General features: G+C 45.1%; 14 protein-coding genes. 5 read left to right on the forward strand and 9 right to left on the reverse strand.

Annotation, left to right across the window (positions count from 1 at the left end; translation table 11 throughout):
- Position 1 precedes the first annotated feature (1 nt).
- Positions 2 to 1,258 (reverse strand): glycerol-3-phosphate dehydrogenase subunit GlpB, encoded by a 1,257-nt coding sequence (glpB, locus tag WS34_RS02540; RefSeq protein WP_046402972.1) that lies wholly within the window; start codon positions 1,256 to 1,258, stop codon positions 2 to 4.
- 1 nt (position 1,259) lies between these two features.
- Positions 1,260 to 2,891 carry an anaerobic glycerol-3-phosphate dehydrogenase subunit A gene (gene glpA / locus WS34_RS02545; RefSeq protein ID WP_022160621.1) on the reverse strand — a complete coding sequence of 544 codons (1,632 nt, stop codon included), beginning with the start codon at positions 2,889 to 2,891 and terminating at the stop codon, positions 1,260 to 1,262.
- A gap of 231 nt (positions 2,892 to 3,122) precedes the next feature.
- On the opposite strand from glpA, the gene WS34_RS02550 reads away from it, so the two are divergent.
- Entirely contained in the window at positions 3,123 to 3,890 is a 768-nt protein-coding gene (locus WS34_RS02550) for a YaaA family protein (protein WP_013613472.1), read from the forward strand.
- 35 nt (positions 3,891 to 3,925) lie between these two features.
- On the opposite strand, the gene WS34_RS02555 is transcribed toward WS34_RS02550, so the two are convergent.
- The 4 genes from WS34_RS02555 to WS34_RS02570 all read right to left on the reverse strand — a co-directional run bounded on the left by WS34_RS02555 (position 3,926) and on the right by WS34_RS02570 (position 8,727).
- Positions 3,926 to 4,699: a DeoR/GlpR family DNA-binding transcription regulator gene (locus WS34_RS02555; protein ID WP_013613471.1), complete on the reverse strand. Its 774-nt coding sequence runs from the start codon at positions 4,697 to 4,699 to the stop codon at positions 3,926 to 3,928.
- Between the two features lie 110 nt (positions 4,700 to 4,809).
- Positions 4,810 to 5,547: an MIP/aquaporin family protein gene (locus WS34_RS02560; RefSeq protein ID WP_022160619.1), complete on the reverse strand. Its 738-nt coding sequence runs from the start codon at positions 5,545 to 5,547 to the stop codon at positions 4,810 to 4,812.
- 17 nt (positions 5,548 to 5,564) lie between these two features.
- The gene (glpK, locus tag WS34_RS02565; RefSeq protein ID WP_046402975.1) at positions 5,565 to 7,052 is read right to left on the reverse strand and encodes a glycerol kinase GlpK; all 1,488 of its coding nucleotides are present in this window, start codon (positions 7,050 to 7,052) and stop codon (positions 5,565 to 5,567) included.
- A gap of 109 nt (positions 7,053 to 7,161) precedes the next feature.
- The gene (locus WS34_RS02570) at positions 7,162 to 8,727 is read right to left on the reverse strand and encodes a glycerol-3-phosphate dehydrogenase/oxidase (RefSeq protein ID WP_046402977.1); all 1,566 of its coding nucleotides are present in this window, start codon (positions 8,725 to 8,727) and stop codon (positions 7,162 to 7,164) included.
- 209 nt (positions 8,728 to 8,936) lie between these two features.
- On the opposite strand from WS34_RS02570, the gene WS34_RS02575 reads away from it, so the two are divergent.
- Positions 8,937 to 9,881 carry a 2-hydroxyacid dehydrogenase gene (locus WS34_RS02575; RefSeq protein WP_022160615.1) on the forward strand — a complete coding sequence of 315 codons (945 nt, stop codon included), beginning with the start codon at positions 8,937 to 8,939 and terminating at the stop codon, positions 9,879 to 9,881.
- 12 nt (positions 9,882 to 9,893) lie between these two features.
- On the forward strand, positions 9,894 to 11,285 hold the full coding sequence (locus tag WS34_RS02580; protein ID WP_046402321.1) for a TlpA family protein disulfide reductase: 1,392 nt from the start codon (positions 9,894 to 9,896) through the stop codon (positions 11,283 to 11,285).
- A 209-nt stretch (positions 11,286 to 11,494) separates the two neighbouring features.
- Here WS34_RS02580 and WS34_RS02585 read toward each other — a convergent pair whose 3' ends face one another.
- Together WS34_RS02585 and cls are read right to left on the reverse strand one after the other, a co-directional pair.
- Positions 11,495 to 13,972 carry a bifunctional UDP-N-acetylmuramoyl-tripeptide:D-alanyl-D-alanine ligase/alanine racemase gene (locus tag WS34_RS02585; protein WP_286693607.1) on the reverse strand — a complete coding sequence of 826 codons (2,478 nt, stop codon included), beginning with the start codon at positions 13,970 to 13,972 and terminating at the stop codon, positions 11,495 to 11,497.
- Between the two features lie 53 nt (positions 13,973 to 14,025).
- The gene (gene cls / locus WS34_RS02590; RefSeq protein WP_013613451.1) at positions 14,026 to 15,480 is read right to left on the reverse strand and encodes a cardiolipin synthase; all 1,455 of its coding nucleotides are present in this window, start codon (positions 15,478 to 15,480) and stop codon (positions 14,026 to 14,028) included.
- Between the two features lie 63 nt (positions 15,481 to 15,543).
- Between cls and prmC the strand changes: the two genes are divergently transcribed.
- Together prmC and WS34_RS02600 are read left to right on the forward strand one after the other, a co-directional pair.
- Positions 15,544 to 16,416: a peptide chain release factor N(5)-glutamine methyltransferase gene (prmC, locus tag WS34_RS02595; RefSeq protein WP_022159842.1), complete on the forward strand. Its 873-nt coding sequence runs from the start codon at positions 15,544 to 15,546 to the stop codon at positions 16,414 to 16,416.
- A gap of 12 nt (positions 16,417 to 16,428) precedes the next feature.
- Positions 16,429 to 16,917, forward strand: coding sequence for a regulatory protein RecX (locus WS34_RS02600; RefSeq protein ID WP_022159843.1), 489 nt, complete (start codon positions 16,429 to 16,431; stop codon positions 16,915 to 16,917).
- Between the two features lie 234 nt (positions 16,918 to 17,151).
- Here WS34_RS02600 and WS34_RS02605 read toward each other — a convergent pair whose 3' ends face one another.
- Positions 17,152 to 19,092: a sensor histidine kinase gene (locus WS34_RS02605; RefSeq protein ID WP_022159844.1), complete on the reverse strand. Its 1,941-nt coding sequence runs from the start codon at positions 19,090 to 19,092 to the stop codon at positions 17,152 to 17,154.
- Positions 19,093 to 19,104: the final 12 nt, after the last annotated feature.

A 19,104-nucleotide genomic window follows, 5' to 3' on the forward strand; every position in this document is an offset into this window, starting at 1 on the left:
TTTATTTACTTAAAATTTGTTCAGCTACATACAAAGCACTCAAAACAGAAACCCCACCACCACATCCTTCTTTAATCGGATTAAATCCCTCCAGAACAGCTCCCGCCACATACAAATTTTCCAATACCTGCCCGTGCACCATCCCCCGGAAATCAGTTCCCGTCTTCACACCGAAACCTTCATACGGTTGCCGGTCGAATGCATTCCGGCCATACCACTGATTCCGATCTTCCGGATAAGTGACATCCAAATCAAAAACAGGTTCATACACCCGTTCGGAAGTAGCGATCAATCCCTGACTGAAATAACTGCCACTAGCCAGGATGATATGCTTTCCGACAAAAGGAATCTCTCCGTGATTATAAGAAAAGAGCCGGCTAATCCGATTCCCTTCCTGTTCTGCCCGCAAAACGGTATCCCCTAGCATATATACACCTCCGGCTTGCTGGAAACATTTGCGTAATTGCTGCTGTGTACGGATCCCCGGGACAGAAGGAGGCAGAGTAGGCAAGAGACAAATTTCTTTTCCAACCCTCTTTTGTAAATAATCCAAGGCTGTATCCTGATTCAAACCGAATACCGCCGGCAACACGATCGCCTCAACCTCACCGGCTTCCCTTTTCAACAAAGTGGCCAGTTCGTCCAGATTTTCCTGTTTCTCAAACATCCGGGCAATATTGACAGACCTCATCTCAGTAGGATTTTTACGCAAATATTCCAAAGCAGGGAAATTAAACGAATGAATCCTACTTTCAGTACCCATTTTCCGGAACTCATCCGCGATAAACTGAGTATAGAAATCCAAAAATCCCAGGACATTGAATATTGCTATTTTCTTCCAGGGTAAACGATCGGCAGCACCACAATCCGGATGATCTTTCAAGGTAAGCCAGGTAGGCTTCAGCGTCCCCATCGGAGTCACCCGATAATGATTCTTCAAGGCGCTTCCACTCATATGGATTCCGACTTCCTCAAAAAATCGCTCAGCCTCACCGGTCAGTCTTGAAAATACCTCCATCCCCATTTTTACATAGGGATGGGCAGGCGCCTGTTCCTGCAACTGTCCGATAGCTTTCAAAGGATGAGCCACCTCTGTCCCGTCGGGCAACACATTCAGCAAATCCAAAGAACCGGAAGAAAAATGCAGGGCACTTTGTCCTGAAGATATAATGACACAACGTTGTCCGTGTTTCGACAAACAAATACCGGCAACCAATCCTGCCAGTCCACCCCCGATTATAATCGTATCGAATTTCATATTACTCTTCTTGTTTTTGAGACATTTTCAAACCGCACACACTTTCATAAATCCAGGCTGTATACTCACTTTCCCGCAAAGTATCCCCCCAGGCGATAGGCGCCATCCCCTTCCATCTCTCATTCAAGAAAGAAGCCAGATCTTCTTTCGCCCGTTTAGTACAATATTTATGCATACTGCTCATCAATCCGGCAGCCCGGCATGCACAAAGTTCTCCCTGACAGGTACCCATTCCGACACGCGTCCTTCTTCTCAAATCCACCAGATTGTGCACTTCTAATTCATTCAAAGCATACTTTACCTCTCCGACAGAAACTTCCTCACACTCACATACTAAACTATTTTCCAGCACATCATTCCCGGAAAATCTTTCCGCCAGATCTCCATGCCGGTAAATAGAAGAATTTCGCTGAGCCAAGGGTACCGAGATAATCTTTTTCTCCACTTCTTCACGATCCTCCCTCGAACCGGGCAATTTTTCACTGGCGGTCGTACACGGGACGTTCACATTCAACTTTTTACAAATTAAATCGGTAGCCCACTCAGCCATCAGCCGGTAGGTCATCAGCTTCCCGCCGGTAATCGTAATAAATCCCTCAAGTCCATCCCGGACAGCATGATCCAGCAGCACAATTCCCCGACTCACATTCCGGCCACTCGGATCGTCGTCTGCCGCAACCAAAGGCCGTACACCCGCATAAGCCCGCAAAATACGGGTTTGTGCCAGGACCGGAGCCAATTTTTCCCCTTCGCGTAACAATAAATCCACCTCACCGGGAGTCACATACATCCGGTCGACTTCATCAAACGACACCTTGCTCGAAGTGGTTCCGATCAATGAAATCGTGTCACCCGGAACCAGAATATCGGCATCCGCAGGCTTGCGGCACCGGTTCAAAACAATATTATTCACCCGATGCCCGAAAATCAGCAGGGCACCTTTAGCAGGCAGCATATTCACCGTTATTCCCGCCATCTTAGCGATGTTGTGTCCCCAGATTCCTCCGGCATTTACGACAACGTTAGCATAATAATTTTTAGTCTCTTTCGTCCTATGATCCAGGGCTTTCACTCCGACGATACGATCCTGTTCACGGATTAATTCCGTCGCCTCGTGGTAAGTGAGAATTTCAGCCCCATGATTACGGGCATCGATGATATTCGAAGTAGTCAAACGGAAAGGATCGACAGCCCCATCGGGAACCCTTACCGCCCCGATAATAGCCGGATTGGCAGATGGCTCCAGCAACAGCGCTTCTTTCGGATCGATAATATCGGCCCGGATTCCGGCACGTCGACAAGCATCGACAAATTTTGCCTGATATTGAATGTCATCCTCCGGCAAACTCAGGAACAGACCGTCGGTCTCTTCCACACAATGACTGGCAATCCGCCGAAGAATCCTGTTTTCTTTAATACATTCCTCTGCCGATTCCTGATCAGTCACTGCATAGCGGGCACCACTATGCAACAAACCGTGATTTCGTCCCGTCGCTCCCGTCGATATATCGAATCGCTCGATCAAAAGCACACGAATCCCTCTACGGGCACAGTCTCTGGCAATTCCAGCACCGGTTGCGCCACCGCCGATTACAATCACATCAAATGGCTTGGTCATATCATTTTGTTTCATTTGTGCAGAAAATTATATTTTCACCTACAAAGAAACAAACAATTCAAAACATTTCAAAAGAAAAACGAAAGTATTTTCAATCAAAACGAAAACAAATGAAACACCATATCCCAATTACTCCCCGAAACGAAAAGCCATCTACCGAATGGCCTCACGTTGAAATACCCGGAAAAACAGCCTATTGTTTCCTGATTATTTTATTACTTTTGTATAAGTTCTAAAAACAAGACCATGCAGATATTACTCGCTTGTGCCAAAAACATGACGACAAGGCCTGAGCTTTCACCGTCAATCCTGACAAAGCCGAAGTTTCTGGAAGAAGCCGAACGCCATGCACTCCAATTAGCGGCCTTCACGGAAGCGGAATTGGGGAAAGCCCTGAAATGTAATCCACGCCTGGCTATCCTGAATAAACTACGTTATCTGTCTTTTTTCGATTCCGACGACAGCGGGCCTGCCGTGTTGTCATACAACGGCATAGTCTATCGCCACCTCCGCGCCTGGGAATTTACAGAAGCCGATTATGCCTACGCCAACAACCATCTGTGGATTTGCTCCTTTTTATATGGCCTGCTCCGGCCTATGGACCGGATCAAAAACTACCGTTTAGAGGGTAACGTAAAGTTACCGAACAACGACAACCGGAACATGTTCGATTTTTGGAAACCACGTTTGACCGATGTGCTGATCGATTCAGTAAAGCAGGACGATGGCTGCTTGGTGCATCTTGCCACAGAGGAAATGACCCGTCTGTTCGACTGGAAACGGGTCAGACGGGAAGTGAAAGTCCTGGAACCTCAATTTTTCATTCGTGAAGAAGACAAATTGAAAACCATTGTCGTATATGCCAAAATGTGTCGTGGTGCCATGACCCGCTATATCCTTCAAAATCGCCTGACGACTAAAGAAGAACTAACTGCTTTTTCCTACGAAGAATTCAATTACCGGCCCGAAATCGTCCACGCGAAAGCAGAGGCATTGCCGTTTGTATTGGAATAAATCACTTGTATCTTCGACATAAAAAATAAAGCTCCTTAGACGATCGACACCTTAATCCCCAACTCCTCTAATTCCCGGACCACTTTGGGAGATACGCCGGAATCGGTGATAATCTGGTCGACAGCATCCAGTTCGCAGATCTTTCCAAACCCCCGCCGGCCGAATTTAGAAGAGTCGGTCAGGACAATAATCTTTTGCGCCGCATCGATCATCGCACGATTTACACTGGCTTCCATAAAATTCGTGGTAGTCAGTCCATATTTTAAATCGATTCCATCTACCCCCAGAAAAAGCTTCGTCCCGGAAAAATTCTCCAACATCCGCAAAGCATATTCTCCGGTAACCGACGAAGAGGTATGCCGGACAATACCGCCCAACTGAATCACTTCCACCTGCTGACAATTCAGGAGAGCCATGGCAACGTTCATCGCAGAAGTCAGTACGGTCAGCTGAGCCTCCGGAGGTATACAGCGGGCAAAAGCCAATACCGTAGTACCGGAAGCAATAATGATAGCGTCATTGGGAGTCAGCATTTCGGCAGCCTTCATACCAATCCTTTTCTTTTCTTCCGGAAACTGTTTTTCTTTTTCCTGCACATGCCGGTTGGCTATATAGGGATCGATCTGAATAGCTCCTCCGTGTGAACGATATAGTAATTTCTTTTCTTCCAGTAATCCCAAGTCTTTCCGGATCGTCACCGAAGAAACATTCAATTGCCGGCTAAGACTATTTACTGAAACGATTCCGTTTACTTTTAATAATTCTAAAATCTTTTGATGTCTTTCAGACAATGACATGATCTTTTCCATTCCAGTTTTTAAATTCGTATAAAAGGGCTGAACATTCAGACACTTCACCTTATATTACACCAAATGAGCTAACAAAGGTAAAAATAATTACTCAGAATAGGATTTGGAAGTCAAGGAAAAATTATTTTATAACACCCGGCAGCCAGACAGGCCCCCAGGATAGGACCCAAAACCGGGACCCAACTATATCCCCATCCACTACTCCCTTTACCCCGGATCGGTAAAACAAAATGAGCGAAACGGGGAGGCAAATCCCGGGCCGGATTGATAGCATAACCGGTAGCTCCTCCTAAAGACATACCGATAGCGACAATCAGGAAAGTCACCGGAAACAATCCCACAGATCCCAATCCGACCTCAGGCGTATTCCCATCGATAGCCAGACACAAAATGACAAAAACCAACACAAAAGTACCGATGACCTCACAGATCAGATTACGGGGGATATTCCTGATTGCAGGCATCGTACAGAAAGTACCTAATTTCACATCGGGATCTTCTGTTGCATCGTAATGATCTTTATAGAAAACATAGACCAGAACAGCTCCCAAAAATCCACCGGCCAATTGCGCTATAATATAGGCAGGTACATAAGCCCAGGGAAAAGTATGAGCCAACGCCAAACCGATAGACAAAGCCGGATTCAGGTGAGCTCCCGAGTAGGGAGCGGCCACAAATGCCCCGCACATGACGGCAAATCCCCAGGCAAAAGTAATCACCACCCAGCCTCCGCCGAAACCTTTGGAATGCTTCAGTAATGAACTGGCCACCACTCCGTCTCCCAGCAGGATCAGCAAAGCAGTACCGATAAATTCGAACAGACATTTTGTGAATAAAGAAATCGTCATAGCAAGCCAATATACAATTATCGTTCAAGCACCCGATCGACAGCATCTCTCCATCCCTCTTTCAGTTCTTCCATTTTCTGTTGTTCTCCGGAAGGAATAAATTCCTTTTCTTTATGCCAATGTTGACGGATTTCATGAATATCGCTCCAATAACCTACCGCCAAACCGGCCAGATAAGCAGCCCCCAGGGCTGTGGTCTCGATGATCTTGGGTCGTATGACCGTGGTATTCAAAATATCGGCCTGAAACTGCATCAACACATTATTCGCAGCAGCTCCTCCATCCACCCGCAATTCTTTCAATTCGATACCGGCATCCCGGATCATGGCATTGACCACATCCATGGTTTGAAAAGCGATTCCCTCCAAGGCAGCCCTGGCAATATGGGCGGCTGTCGTTCCACGGCTAATACCCGAAATAGCTCCCCGGACATCCTGATTCCAATAGGGAGCGGCCAAGCCTGTCAATGCCGGTACAAAATAAACCCCACCGGCATCCGGCACACTATGTGCCAAAGTCTCCACCTCGCCCGAAGAGCGGATAATCCCTAAACCATCCCTCAACCACTGAACGATCGCCCCGCCGACAAAAATGCTTCCTTCGAGGGCATAAGTCACTTCTTCTCCGATTTTCCAGGCAATGGTCGCCAGCAGATTATTCTTCGAGACAACCGGTTTATCACCACTATTCATCAAGAGGAAACACCCCGTTCCATAAGTATTCTTTACCATTCCGGGTTCGGTACACATCTGACCGAACAAGGCTGCCTGCTGATCCCCGGCAATGCCTGCAATCGGTATTTTATGGGCAAAGAGGGTCGTTTTCGTGTGTCCATATATTTCGCTGGAAGTCTTGACTTCAGGTAACATCGCGGCAGGAATACCGAACAGTTCCAATAATTCCGGATCCCAGGCCAGCCGATGGATATTATAAAGCATCGTACGGGAAGCATTGGTGACGTCCGTAATATGCACTTCCCCACGGGTCAATTTCCAGACCAGCCAGGAATCCACCGTTCCAAAAATAAGCTTTCCGGCTTCGGCTTTTTCCCTTGCCCCCTCGACATGATCCAGAATCCATTTGACTTTAGTGGCACTGAAATAAGCGTCTATGATCAATCCGGTCTTCTCCCGGATAAATTCGGTTTTCCCCTCAGCCTTCAAAGCATCACAGTATGAAGCCGTACGGCGGTCTTGCCAGACGATAGCATTATAAACCGGTTGTCCGGTCTCCCGATCCCATACAATCGTCGTCTCCCGCTGATTTGTAATCCCGATGGCAGCGATGTCCAATCCGTTAATACCGGCCGAAGCAATAGCCCCGGCAATCACAGAAGCCTGGGAGGTCCAGATTTCCTGCGGATGATGTTCCACCCATCCCGACTGAGGAAATATCTGCCGGAATTCTTGCTGAGCCACAGCTTTGATTTCACCATCGTGGTCGAAAACAATTGCCCGGGAACTACTGGTTCCCTGATCGAGCGATAAAATATACTGTTCTGACATTCCTGAATAATTAAAATATACTTTTTTCAGTTACAAGGGTTACAGCGGTTAACTTAACTCCTGAACCCCTTGCCGCCTTTAAAACCGCTGTAACTTTTAAATATACGTTTTACTCTAAAATATAGTGTCCGGACAAATCGGTAAACTCTTTTACCTGCCCATCGATCCAGGCCTGATCGTATCCCAATTCTTTGGCAACGATCCTGGCCACTTTAGGGGCAACTTCGGCAGCCACCCGGGCATCCAGGAACAATAACCTGACACGCCTGGCCAGTATATCCTCAACATTCAATGCCATCTCTTCCCGAACCGCCCATACCACCTCGGCCACAGTGTAATCATATTTGGGATGCAGTTTTTCGGCCATAGCCGGATCGGACTGCATCAAGGTTTTGATCGCCTGAATATCCGAGCCATAAATATACAAATGATTATTGAGATCCGGATTTAATTGATAACCATGAATCCGGAATTTTTTTGTCACACATTCTTTTTTTTCCAGCAGATTCAATTCAATCGCCTTATCCACCGTATCTTCAGCCATTCTCCGATAGGTGGTCCATTTCCCTCCGGTGATGGTAATCAGCTTATTTTCAGAAACAAAAATCTTATGACTCCGGGAAATTTCTTTCGTACTTTTACCTTCCTTTTTGGGAGCCGCTAATGGACGTAATCCGGCAAATACCGAAAGGACATCGCTCCGTTGAGGTTTACGAGTCAGGTAACGTCCGGCCGTATTCAGGATAAATTCGATTTCCGACTCCAGAGCTTGTGGCTCCAATTCCGGATGTTCCCGTAAAGTATCGGTCGTTCCGACAACCACTTTGTCATGCCAGGGCACGGCAAACAATACCCGGCCATCGTCGGTCTTGGGGATCATGATAGCGTAATCACTTTGCAAAAACGACTTATCCAGGACCAAATGTACCCCTTGGCTCGGTTTCACCATATGCTCGTGAGTCGGCACATCCATTTCCATAATGCTATCCACAAAGATGCCGGTCGCATTAATCACCGCTTTGGCTTTCACTTCATATTCCTGCCCGTTCATCAAATCCTGAACCTTCACCCCTCTTGCCCGGCCATCGGATCCGTGTAATATCGCCGTTACTTTCATACGGTTGATCGGACATCCGCCATTTTCGACACAGGACTGAGCCAGATTGACTGCCAGGCGGGAATCGTCGAATTGACCGTCATGATAGACTACCCCTCCCTTCAAACCATCCACCCGGACCGTCGGTAAATAAGACGTAGTCTTCTTTTTGGATACATATTTAGAACGCCCCAGACTAAGACGGCCGGCGAGGATATCGTATATCGTCAGTCCGACTGTATAAAGAAAGTTATCCCAATAACGATAATTCGGAATCAGAAAAGATTGATTTTTTACCAGATGCGGAGCATTCTGTTGGAGTAATCCTCTTTCGTACAAAGCCTCCAATACCAATGAAACATCTCCCTGAGCCAAATACCGGACTCCTCCATGCACCAACTTGGTACTACGACTGGAAGTTGCTTTTGCAAAATCTTCCCATTCGAATAAAGCGACACTATACCCTCTTGTAACTGCATCTACGGCAACTCCCAAACCGGTTGCACCTCCTCCGATAACGACAACATCCCAGACTTTGGACGGATCAGAGATTTTGGATAATAAATCTTCTCGTTTCATAGTTATTTTATCTGATTTATAACCTTGTACGAAAAATAAATTAAAAAGTATCTCTTTCTGTCAGAAAAATACAGGGTCTTCCTGGTTTTCAAAATAAAACGATCCGTGTACTTTATCAAAATATTCACTATTTTAGAGGCTCCAAAACACCTGGGATAAACACGTTGTAGTTTTACCCGGAAAGAACACAGCATTAAAAGTATGTAAGTATGAATATCGTATTTGTCGAATCGTTAGGAATGTGCGAATGCACGATAAACAAAAGTCTGGCTACTCTGAAAAACCAGGGACATACAGTCACTTTTTATCACGACCGGAATGAGAATGAAGAGGTATTGATCGAAAGGGCCCAAAATGCCGAAGTTGTCGTAGTCAGCAATATTCCGTTGCGGAAACATTTCTTTGAAAATTGTCCGAAGCTCCGGATGCTCTCTGTAGCCTTTACCGGAGTGGACCATATCGATCTGGAAGAATGTAAAAAACGGGGTATCACGGTTTGTAATGCCGCCGGTTACTCTACAGAAGCAGTAGCCGAATTAACGATCGGAATGATGATCGCCGTGTACCGAAAAATGGTAGGCGGAGATGCCATTCTCCGTATCGGCGGAGACCGGCAGGGAGTCCTGGGAAGCGAACTTCACGGAAAAACAGTAGGTATCGTCGGGCTCGGAGCCATTGGCCAACGGGTAGCTCTGTTAGCCAACGCTTTCGGATGCAAGGTTTTAGGCTATAACCGCAGCCCCAAGGCCCTTCCTCATATCACCCAGGTGGACAAAGATACCCTTCTGCGTCAATCGGATATCATCACGGTACATCTTCCCTTGAACCCGGAAACCAAAGCATTTATCGGGACAAACGAATTTGCACTCATGCAACCACATGCTGTCCTGATCAACACCGCCCGGGGACCCATCGTCAGCCAGGAAGCGCTTTACAATGCCCTGAAAAAAGGACAAATAGCCGGAGCAGCCGTCGATGTCTACGATCAGGAACCTCCGCTTCCTCTGAACCTGGAATTATTTAATGCACCTAATCTACTGATGTTGCCGCATATGGGCTACGCCACCCGGGAAGCTTTTGAAACCCGGCTGAATATCGTAATCAGGAATATCGAAATGTGGCTGAACAATACCCCACAAAATCAGGTTCTTTAAATCGATAAGTGTATGTTAAAATTATTCATCGTCTTTTTTTGTCTTTTGCCATTTACCGGATGGAGCAAAGATTATCGGGTCAGATTAGAGGTGAAAAATCTACCGGCCGATTCTCAACCCATTCTATTACGGTTTTATAACGGAGCATTATTTGCCTTAGATACCTTACCTGTACGCTCACAAGATACCTTGTCTTTCAAGATACCGGAGGCTACTTCTCCCGGAACACTGAGAACTATTCTGGGTTTTCCTCCTTATGCTCAATTTTCAGGGAAAGGTCCCATCTTTTTGGATTTTCTCTTTAACCGGGAAGATATCGAAATATCCCTCGATTATCAAAATCCTCAGGCAACAGCCCAGGTGATACACTCTACAGAAAATCAAATTTATTTCGACTTCTTAAAATCGGAGACTATTTACAATCACAAATTAGGTTTGGTTGGACAAGTAGTGATAAACTATCCGGACAAAGATAAGTTCTACCAAAAAGCACTCGAATATTATAAAAAATTCCAGCTCGAACGAGATAAATTAATCGATAAGAACTACCGGGAGCACCCGAATACGCTGGCAGGAAAACTGATAAAAAATCAAAAGTTACCCATTATTCCGGGAAACCTTTCACAGCAGGAGCGGGATTCACTTTTTAAGTATCGGTATTTATCGTTAATCGATTTCTCGGATACACTTTTACTATATACTCCTTTTTATACAGACAAAATCTTCCAATACATTCAATTACATAAAAAACCCTATGCCAGCCCCCGGGAAAATGAGACGAACTGTATCCAGGCCCTGGATTATCTGATCCCTTTGCTCAATGTGAATCCGATCGTACAACAAAATCTGCTTCAATTTTTAATCTCCGGTTTCGAAAGCCAACAAATGGAAGAAGTATTGGCACATATTTCAAACCATTATATACAACAATGTGGCAGCAACAGCGATATTGTCAAAAGGCGGCTGGAAGGTTACAGCAAAATGGCTATAGGCCAACAGGTTCCCGACTTCACACTAATGGACATCCATAACCATCCAGTCAATCTCTATAGTGAAATCTCTCCCTACACCTTGCTTCTTTTCTGGCATACACAATGCAGCCATTGCCAATCATTAATGGAAGCTCTACCTCAACTATGTCAAAAAGAGATTTTCACCCATCAACAAATAAAGCTCATCGGCATATCCATCGATGAAAACAGGGAAGACTGGGAAAAATTTTCTATTCAATATCCGCTGGAATGGGTAAATATCCATGCAGCAGGCAGTTTTGACAGTGAAATAGCAAACGACTATAATCTTTTCGCTACTCCTTCGATGTTTTTGATCGACGAAAATCACAAGATTATCGCCAAACCGACTACGATCGGGGAATTGGAGAAAAACATCGGGGAACTGGAATAAAATGAGGACTGGATCCACCAAAGCCTGTGCAGACCGATCGGCAGTTTGGCAAGCCTGATTAGCGAACTCTTTCAGTACTCTGATTATCGAACCTTCGGTTCCGATAAATAAATGGGATCCATGGTTTGAATGTCCCCGTCGACATTATGCAAATCAGAAACAATAAAAGCAGAACCGCCGCCAAAATTAAATTGGCGACGGTTTTTGCTTTAATCTTTAAAATAAATTCGTTTCACGCGGTGAGACACGCTGGTCAATATTTCATAGGGGATCGTACCTAATTTATCGGAAAGCTCGGTCACCAAAATATGTTTTCCGAATATTTCCACCTCATCCCCGACCTGTGCGTCCGTATCGGTGATATCCACCATACAGGCATCCATGCAGATATTCCCGACAATGGGAACTCTTTGTCCTCCGATCCATACTTCACCGACTCCGCAGCTCAGGTGGCGGTCGAGCCCATCCGCATAGCCGACAGGAATAACGGCAATACGGGTATCCCGGCCCAATACACCCTTCCGTCCGTATCCTACCGTCTGATCTCCCTTCACCTGACGAACTGCCGCAATATAGGTCTTAAAGCTACTGACAGGCCATAACGGTGCCCCCACGGCACTGATCCCATGTAATCCGATACCCAAACGGACCATATCGAAAGCATACTGTCCGAACCGTTCTATTCCGGCGGAGTTGAGAATATGCCGGATAATCGGATAATCGAAACGGGCCTGGACTTCTTTCGTCATTTCAATAAAACGGTTGATCTGGAACAACGTATACTCATCGTGTCGGGCTTCGTCACTCCCGGCCAAATGTGAAAACATGGAACGGATTATGACTTTCCGTTTCGTTTCGAAAAACTTCAGCAAAGCGGGCAGATCTTCCGGATCCAAGCCGGAACGATTCATCCCGGTATTCAATTTCAAATGTACAGGATATTTTTCTATGCCATGTTTGGTCAGGGCCCGGTCGAAAGCCTCCAGTAATTCGAGAGAATAAATCTCCGGTTCCAGATTAAATTCGATCATATGATCGAAAGCCTCCGGTTCAGGATTCATGACACCGATAGGTATGGTTATTCCGGCAGCTCTTAACTCTACTCCTTCATCTGCAAAAGCCACCATCAGGTAATTTACCCCCTGATATTGTAACAAACTCGCTACTTCCCCGGCTCCGCTCCCATAAGAAAAAGCTTTGACCATAACAGCGATCATCGTCTTCCGGGGCAACAAAGAACGGAAATAATTCAGGTTATGCACCATTGCATCGAAATCAACTTCGAGCACGGTAGCGTGGGACTGTTTCTGTAAAAAACCGGCGATGTATTCGAAACGGAACTTACGGGCACCTTTAATCAGAATCACCTGATCTTTAAACTGCTCCCTGTTCTCTTGGCGCAGGAAACTATCCGTATCCTTGTAGAAACGACAGCGGGGGACCAAAAAATAAGGTTTATACCGGCTTAACTTTTCCCCGATACCTATAAATAAAGAAACCTTCGCCTTTCGCAACAACAACGCTACCTCCCGGTACAACTCTCTCTCACCGGTTCCCGTATCCACGAAATCAGACAAAATCACGACTTTCTCACGCCCGGCATCCTGCATAGCCAGGGTATTCAATGCCAACTGAAACGAAGCGGCATCCGAATTATAGTAGTCATTGATCAATACACAACGATTTATACCATCTTTTATTTCCATCCGCATCGCCAAAGGCTGCAAACGGGCTACCCGTTCGGCGATGAAAGCCGGAGAAATCCCTTCCAGCAATAAAACACATACGGCATTCATACAATTTTCAAAAGAAGCTTCATCCGGGAACGGTATAGACAAAGTAAACGCAACATGCTCATATCCGACGGCTACCAGGCGTTCATGGGCAGTGCTCCCTTTCTCTTCAACCCGGACAGTTGCATTTTTCCCACTTCCCCAGATCATTTTTTTTACATCCGGTCGAAACCGGCTAGCTATATAGTCCAAAGCCTCCCCTTCTCTTCCGATAATACAACGGCAATCCCGAAACAATATGGCTTTCTCCGCTAATTTCTGTTGTCTGGATTCAAAATTCTCTCCATGCGCATCTCCCAAATGCGTAAAAATCCCGATCTCAGGCCGGATCATTGCCTGCAACTTACCCATCTCTCCCGGCAGAGAGATTCCGGCTTCAATGATGGCCAAACGGGTAGAAACATCCATACCCAACAAAGACAAAGGGACTCCGACCTGTGAATTATAACTACGGGGACTGCGATAAATACCCGGTTCATCCGATAATAACTGATATAACCATTCTTTGACGATCGTTTTTCCATTACTCCCGGTGATACCGACCACTTCAGCCTTCATTTGACCGCGATACCAGGCTGCCAATTGCTGAAGTGCCGGTAAAACCTCATCGACGACAAAAAAATTAGCCCCGGACAAAGGAAGAAAATCCGCTCTCAGCTCGGTTACCACAAAATTCCTTACCCCCTGTTCATACAATTTTTCTACATAATCATGTCCATCATGATTAATTCCTTTTAAAGCAAAAAATAAAGTCGACTCGGGTTTATTCACCGACCGGCTATCCACGCTTACTTCTGTAATCTCAAAGTCCTTTACCTCACAGGCTTTGCAATCCAAGATCCTTAAAATTTCTTTACTACTGAACATACACTTCGTTTCATTCACTCTGAACATATAATATCTCCTCTTTTCCCCCCTCCCACTTATACTTATAGCCTTTTACTTTTTTAAAGTACCGGTGCAAACAAACGCGCCACCGATTCACACACTTTTTCCCGTTTCGTCCTGAATTTCCATCTTTGTATCGCTCCCTCGGTACTGACTTTCAAATCTTTCATAAAATCTACCGCTAATTTTTTCACCACTTCGCGGTCGTAAATGATCAGGCTTACTTCGAAATTCTGCTCAAAACTTCTCAAATCCATATTAGCCGTCCCGACGCTGGCTACACTGCCGTCAACAATAATTACCTTACTATGATTGATCCCTTTCTGGTACCAATAAATCTTTACACCGGCTTCCAACAATTCTTCGACATACGAACGGGTACACCAATGTGTCAGCCAGGAATCGGACTTATGAGGCAACAGCAATCTGACATCCACCCCGCTCATCGCAGCCGTCTTCAAGGAATTCAATGTCGTCTCTCCGGGCATAAAATAAGGTGTCGAAATAAAAACATATCGTTTCGCCATATTGATCAGCGTAAAATAAGACTGCTGAATGGAAGCCCAGTCACTATCCGGTCCCGAAGTAACCGTCTGCACGATAACATTATTATCGGCCTGATGGTAGGGCAAGTATTCATTCTTATCCAACAACAATTCCTGCCGGACAAAATACCAGTCGATCAGGAAAATCACCTGCAACGAAGTCACGACTTCCCCGGTCACTTTCAGGTGGGTATCTCTCCAAATGCCTATTCCGGGTACTCCGTCCATATAACGATCGGCGATATTCAGCCCCCCGACAAATCCCACTTCTCCATCCACGACGGCAATTTTCCGATGGTTCCGGTAATTGGCTTTATTCGCCAAATGGTGGAAACGTACCGGCAAAAAGGGATAAATCTGTATATCGGATTTCCTCAATTCCCGGATAAACTCCTTGGACAAGCTCCATGATCCCACATCATCGTAGATGATCCGGATTTCGACTCCTTCGGCAGCTTTTTGAAGTAAAATCTCCTTCAGTTCAGTAGCCAATCTCCCTTCTCCGATAATATAGTACTCCAAATGGATAAACTTTTTGGCATTTTTCAAAGCCCCGAATAAAGCCGGAAATGTCTCTTCGCCATTATTCAAAATTTCGACCTGATTATAACGGGTCAATAAAGCTTTACTATTATTCAACAATAAAGTCATCAGCTTCCGCACTTCTACCGTCTCCCGCTTTTTCAAAAACTCCGATTTCCGGATCAGCTGTTTCTGATCTTCGCTCATATACTGGAGCCATTTCATATCGCCCAGGCCTTTCATCGAAAACATCTTATTTTTCCGGTAATTCACACCGAAATAGAGATAGAAAAGGAAACCGACCAACGGAACGGTCACCAGGACGATAATCCATGCCAAGGTTCGCACCGGATTCCGGTTTTCAAGAATCACATTAAAAACCACACTGGCCACAGTAAGGATATACAGGGCGATTAAAACATATATGATAATTTGCAACCAGGACATAAAAAATATAAAAAATGGAAAAGTTTTCAGTTTTCAATTTTCAAATAATTTTATCTTTGTATTATGAATACAATCCATCATTTATCCCAATACGCTTTGCAGGAACTAAAAGATTCATATTCCGAACATGAAATCGAATGTATCTGCAAGATCATTTACATGGATGTTTTGCATTATACAAATATAGACATCCATCTTAGAAAAAACGAAATTTTAGACGAAAGCTTTATAAATAAATTTATCGGAATCGTTCGCTTATTGAAATCCGGTTCTCCGATACAGTATATCCTCGGAGAAACCGAGTTTGCCGGTTTAAGATTCAAACTGTCCCCCTCGACTTTAATCCCACGTCCGGAAACCGAAGAATTGGTCAGATGGGTGGGAGAATGGCTCAAGCCGGGTAACCGCCTGCTCGACGTCGGGAGTGGAAGCGGTTGTATCGGAATTTCCCTGGCCCGGTTGTGTCAAGGAGCTCACGTTACAGGGGTCGATATTTCTCCGGAAGCGATTGAGCTGGCCCGGGAAAATGCAATACTGAACGGCGTTAAAGCGGAATTCCTTCTCCGCGACATCCTACACCCCCAAACCGCCTCCTGGGACACTTACGATCTGATCGTCAGTAATCCCCCCTATATCCGGGAAAGCGAAAAAGGAACGATGGAAGCCAAAGTACTCGATCATGAACCTCATCAGGCTTTATTTGTCCCCGACGAAGATCCACTCCTGTTTTACCGGGCCATAGCAGAATTCGGACTGACCCACTTACACCCTCAAGGACTTTTATTTTTCGAAATCAACGAAGCCTTCGGCCAGGAAACGATAGCCCTGCTGACCCGATATGGCTACCGGAATATCGAATTACGAAAAGATTTTTATGGAAAAGAACGAATGGTGAAAAGTGAAAAGCCGGCACAAACAGGAAATCGGCATAACTAATATCGGATAGAGATGAATAAAGAGAAAGCCTTAAGCTTAGCGGCCGCTATCTGCAGTAAAAAAGAACATTGCAGTTGGGAAATCCAGGAAAAACTGGTCAAATGGGAAATACCTGAAAAAGAAATCGACCGGATTATGACTTTTCTGCATCAGCATCGATTCATCGACGATGCCCGTTATGCCCAAGCCTATGCCGAAGATAAGTTCCGGTTCAACCATTGGGGAAAACAGAAAATAGCCCTTATGCTCCATCGTAAAAAAATCGATCCGGACCTCATTTCCCAAGTATTAGAAGCGTTGGATACCGATACCTATCAGGAAGCCTGTCTCACTCTGTTAAAACAAAAAATGAAATCCCTGGCCGGCGAAGAGCCTTATAAACGAAAAGCCAAACTGATCCGCTTCGGATTAAGCCGCGGATTCGACTATGAGGTGATCGACCGATGCCTCCAACACTTACTCACCGACCTGGACGATAAACTAACGACAGAAAATTCGTAGGTTTATTCTGTTACCTATTCGTCTTCGGTGTTCGTGTTGTTCTAGCGTCCTCCTGTTTGGTAGTCCTTGGGACTTGACCAATAGTCATACATGATTGATTAACAGGATTTTGTCCTGGCATTTTCAGAACCACAAGTTCGCCGATCAGGCCATTGGAACTACCGATCAGCAAAGCGAAAATCAGAGGACGAAACAAAAACCGATCGTTCTCTGGCCAAACCGGAAAAAACAGGTTTATCGTTTTTGTCTCACCGGATGGGTAAACACAAAGCGTGTACCGGCTTTATATTCTTTGTCTACACCTATTTTTCCGCCCAATTTCTCGACGGTAATCCGGCAAATAGCCAACCCCAGACCGGTACCCTGTGCGTATTCATTCAATTTTTCAAAGCGTTCAAATACCTTTTCCTGCTTTTCCAAAGGGATACCGCAACCCGTATCCGTCACACTGAATTCGACAAATTGTTTTTTCTCATCGATTCGGAACTCCAGGGTGATTTGTCCTTCGGTAGTAAACTTATTGGCATTCGACAACAGATTGATCAATATCTGCTGTAATCGCTGCACATCGGTTTCGATGACAAACGAATCTACTATCGGATGAAAGACATACTCCACATTTTCTTTCTTGGCATAAGAAGTCGTAGTCAATACTTTCTGACACAAACCGACAATTTCACATTCTTCAAAAGAAAATCTCAGCTTATCGGTTTCCAGCCTGGAAATATCCAATATATCCCCGATCAGACGTAATAACAAATCGGAGTTAGTCTGTATCACCTCCACAAAAGTCTTCTGTTCCTCCCCGGAGTATTCACCGCTGGTCAATACATTTGAAAATCCAACGATCGCATTCAAAGGAGTTCGGATCTCATGACTCATATTAGCCAGGAAGGCAGATTTCAGACGGTCCGATTCCTCCGCTCTCTCCTTAGCAGCAACCAATTCACCTTCCGACTTTAATAATTTATCTTTCAGGCGTTTGGTGCGCCAATAATAATACCAGGTAATAATCAAAGCCCCGATCAGGATGAAAAAGACCACCCCGATAGCCAAAATCTGATAATAATATTTTTCTACAAACGGCACCTCTTTGTTTATCAGTTCTGCGCCTGCCGGCAAGGCACTGACTTTAATATTGAATTCTTCTAATTTGTTAAAATCGAAGATATATTGATCAGGAATCAAATCCAGTCCCCGATAATGTAATTCATCTTTTTGTATAGCCACCGCTTTTCGGGCAAGATCTTTTCCAACACTCCGGTATTGCGGGCTGTATCCTCCGATCACCCAGTGTCCCAGCCCGACGGAAGCCAAAGAAAAGGCCGGCATATGCGGATTGGCACTCATCATCGAATAGGTCGCATTCCGCATAAAATAGCTCTCATTTTTATCGACTCTCCAGGTACCGACCAACACCACCGTATTTACAGGGAGCACAGCCATCTGGTCTACAATCGTATAAATCGTATGCTGTCGTCCGTCGAGTACGATCAGATCGAATTCAGGAAATTGCTGCATCTCTCTCCGCACATGGGCCTGCATGGTCACCCCTCCGTAACTATTATCGGAAATAAAAGCGATATGCTGAGTCTGAGGATACAGGTCTTTTATCAATTGAATATTTTTTGCAACATCATAGTGGTAAGCAAAACCGGCTATCTTAGCGTCTTTTCCCAAGGCTTCTTCAAAATTCGTACTTTCGGGTTCCCAATTTTTTAAATCTGTCGTATCTTCAGGTAATAAAATAGCGTTTTTACTCACCATGCCGCATAAAACAGGTATTTCCCTCGAACGAATATCGTCCTGGGATAAATAGGAAGCCCAAGCCTCTTGCCCCAATAACAATATGATATCCGGCGTCTTGTCTCCCGTATATTTTCCCAGGATATCCGCCATATGTTGTTTCCATAACACCGATTCGGAAAAACTCTTGCAGTTCATATTTTCAATGAATACAGGAGAATCTCCACCCAATAATTTATATTCGTCCAAAAATTCAGAGATATTGTTGGAAGTCTGAAAGGTTTCCGGATTATACGAACTTATAATCAGAATCGGACTATTTTCTCTTTTATCCTCAGCAAGTGCTCTGTCGGACATCAAAAAAATTTCCCACACCAGACAAAGCCCCGTAAGAATTGTGTATTTTTTCTTTAATAATAATATACACATATCATCATCGCC

Source organism: Odoribacter sp. N15.MGS-14, from assembly GCF_000980245.1.
GTDB classification, from domain to species: Bacteria; Bacteroidota; Bacteroidia; order Bacteroidales; family Marinifilaceae; genus Odoribacter; species Odoribacter splanchnicus.

Bases quoted from the DNA above. Each gene is read 5' to 3' on its own strand.
- WS34_RS02605 (WP_022159844.1), bottom strand. From the start codon at position 19,092: ATGTGTATATTATTATTAAAGAAAAAATACACAATTCTTACGGGGCTT.
- WS34_RS02585 (WP_286693607.1), bottom strand. From the start codon at position 13,972: ATGTTCAGAGTGAATGAAACGAAGTGTATGTTCAGTAGTAAAGAAATT.
- cls (WP_013613451.1), bottom strand. From the start codon at position 15,480: ATGTCCTGGTTGCAAATTATCATATATGTTTTAATCGCCCTGTATATC.
- glpA (WP_022160621.1), bottom strand. From the start codon at position 2,891: ATGAAACAAAATGATATGACCAAGCCATTTGATGTGATTGTAATCGGC.
- WS34_RS02555 (WP_013613471.1), bottom strand. From the start codon at position 4,699: ATGGAAAAGATCATGTCATTGTCTGAAAGACATCAAAAGATTTTAGAA.
- glpB (WP_046402972.1), bottom strand. From the start codon at position 1,258: ATGAAATTCGATACGATTATAATCGGGGGTGGACTGGCAGGATTGGTT.
- WS34_RS02560 (WP_022160619.1), bottom strand. From the start codon at position 5,547: ATGACGATTTCTTTATTCACAAAATGTCTGTTCGAATTTATCGGTACT.
- WS34_RS02580 (WP_046402321.1), top strand. From the start codon at position 9,894: ATGTTAAAATTATTCATCGTCTTTTTTTGTCTTTTGCCATTTACCGGA.
- WS34_RS02575 (WP_022160615.1), top strand. From the start codon at position 8,937: ATGAATATCGTATTTGTCGAATCGTTAGGAATGTGCGAATGCACGATA.
- prmC (WP_022159842.1), top strand. From the start codon at position 15,544: ATGAATACAATCCATCATTTATCCCAATACGCTTTGCAGGAACTAAAA.
- WS34_RS02600 (WP_022159843.1), top strand. From the start codon at position 16,429: ATGAATAAAGAGAAAGCCTTAAGCTTAGCGGCCGCTATCTGCAGTAAA.
- WS34_RS02550 (WP_013613472.1), top strand. From the start codon at position 3,123: ATGCAGATATTACTCGCTTGTGCCAAAAACATGACGACAAGGCCTGAG.
- WS34_RS02570 (WP_046402977.1), bottom strand. From the start codon at position 8,727: ATGAAACGAGAAGATTTATTATCCAAAATCTCTGATCCGTCCAAAGTC.
- glpK (WP_046402975.1), bottom strand. From the start codon at position 7,052: ATGTCAGAACAGTATATTTTATCGCTCGATCAGGGAACCAGTAGTTCC.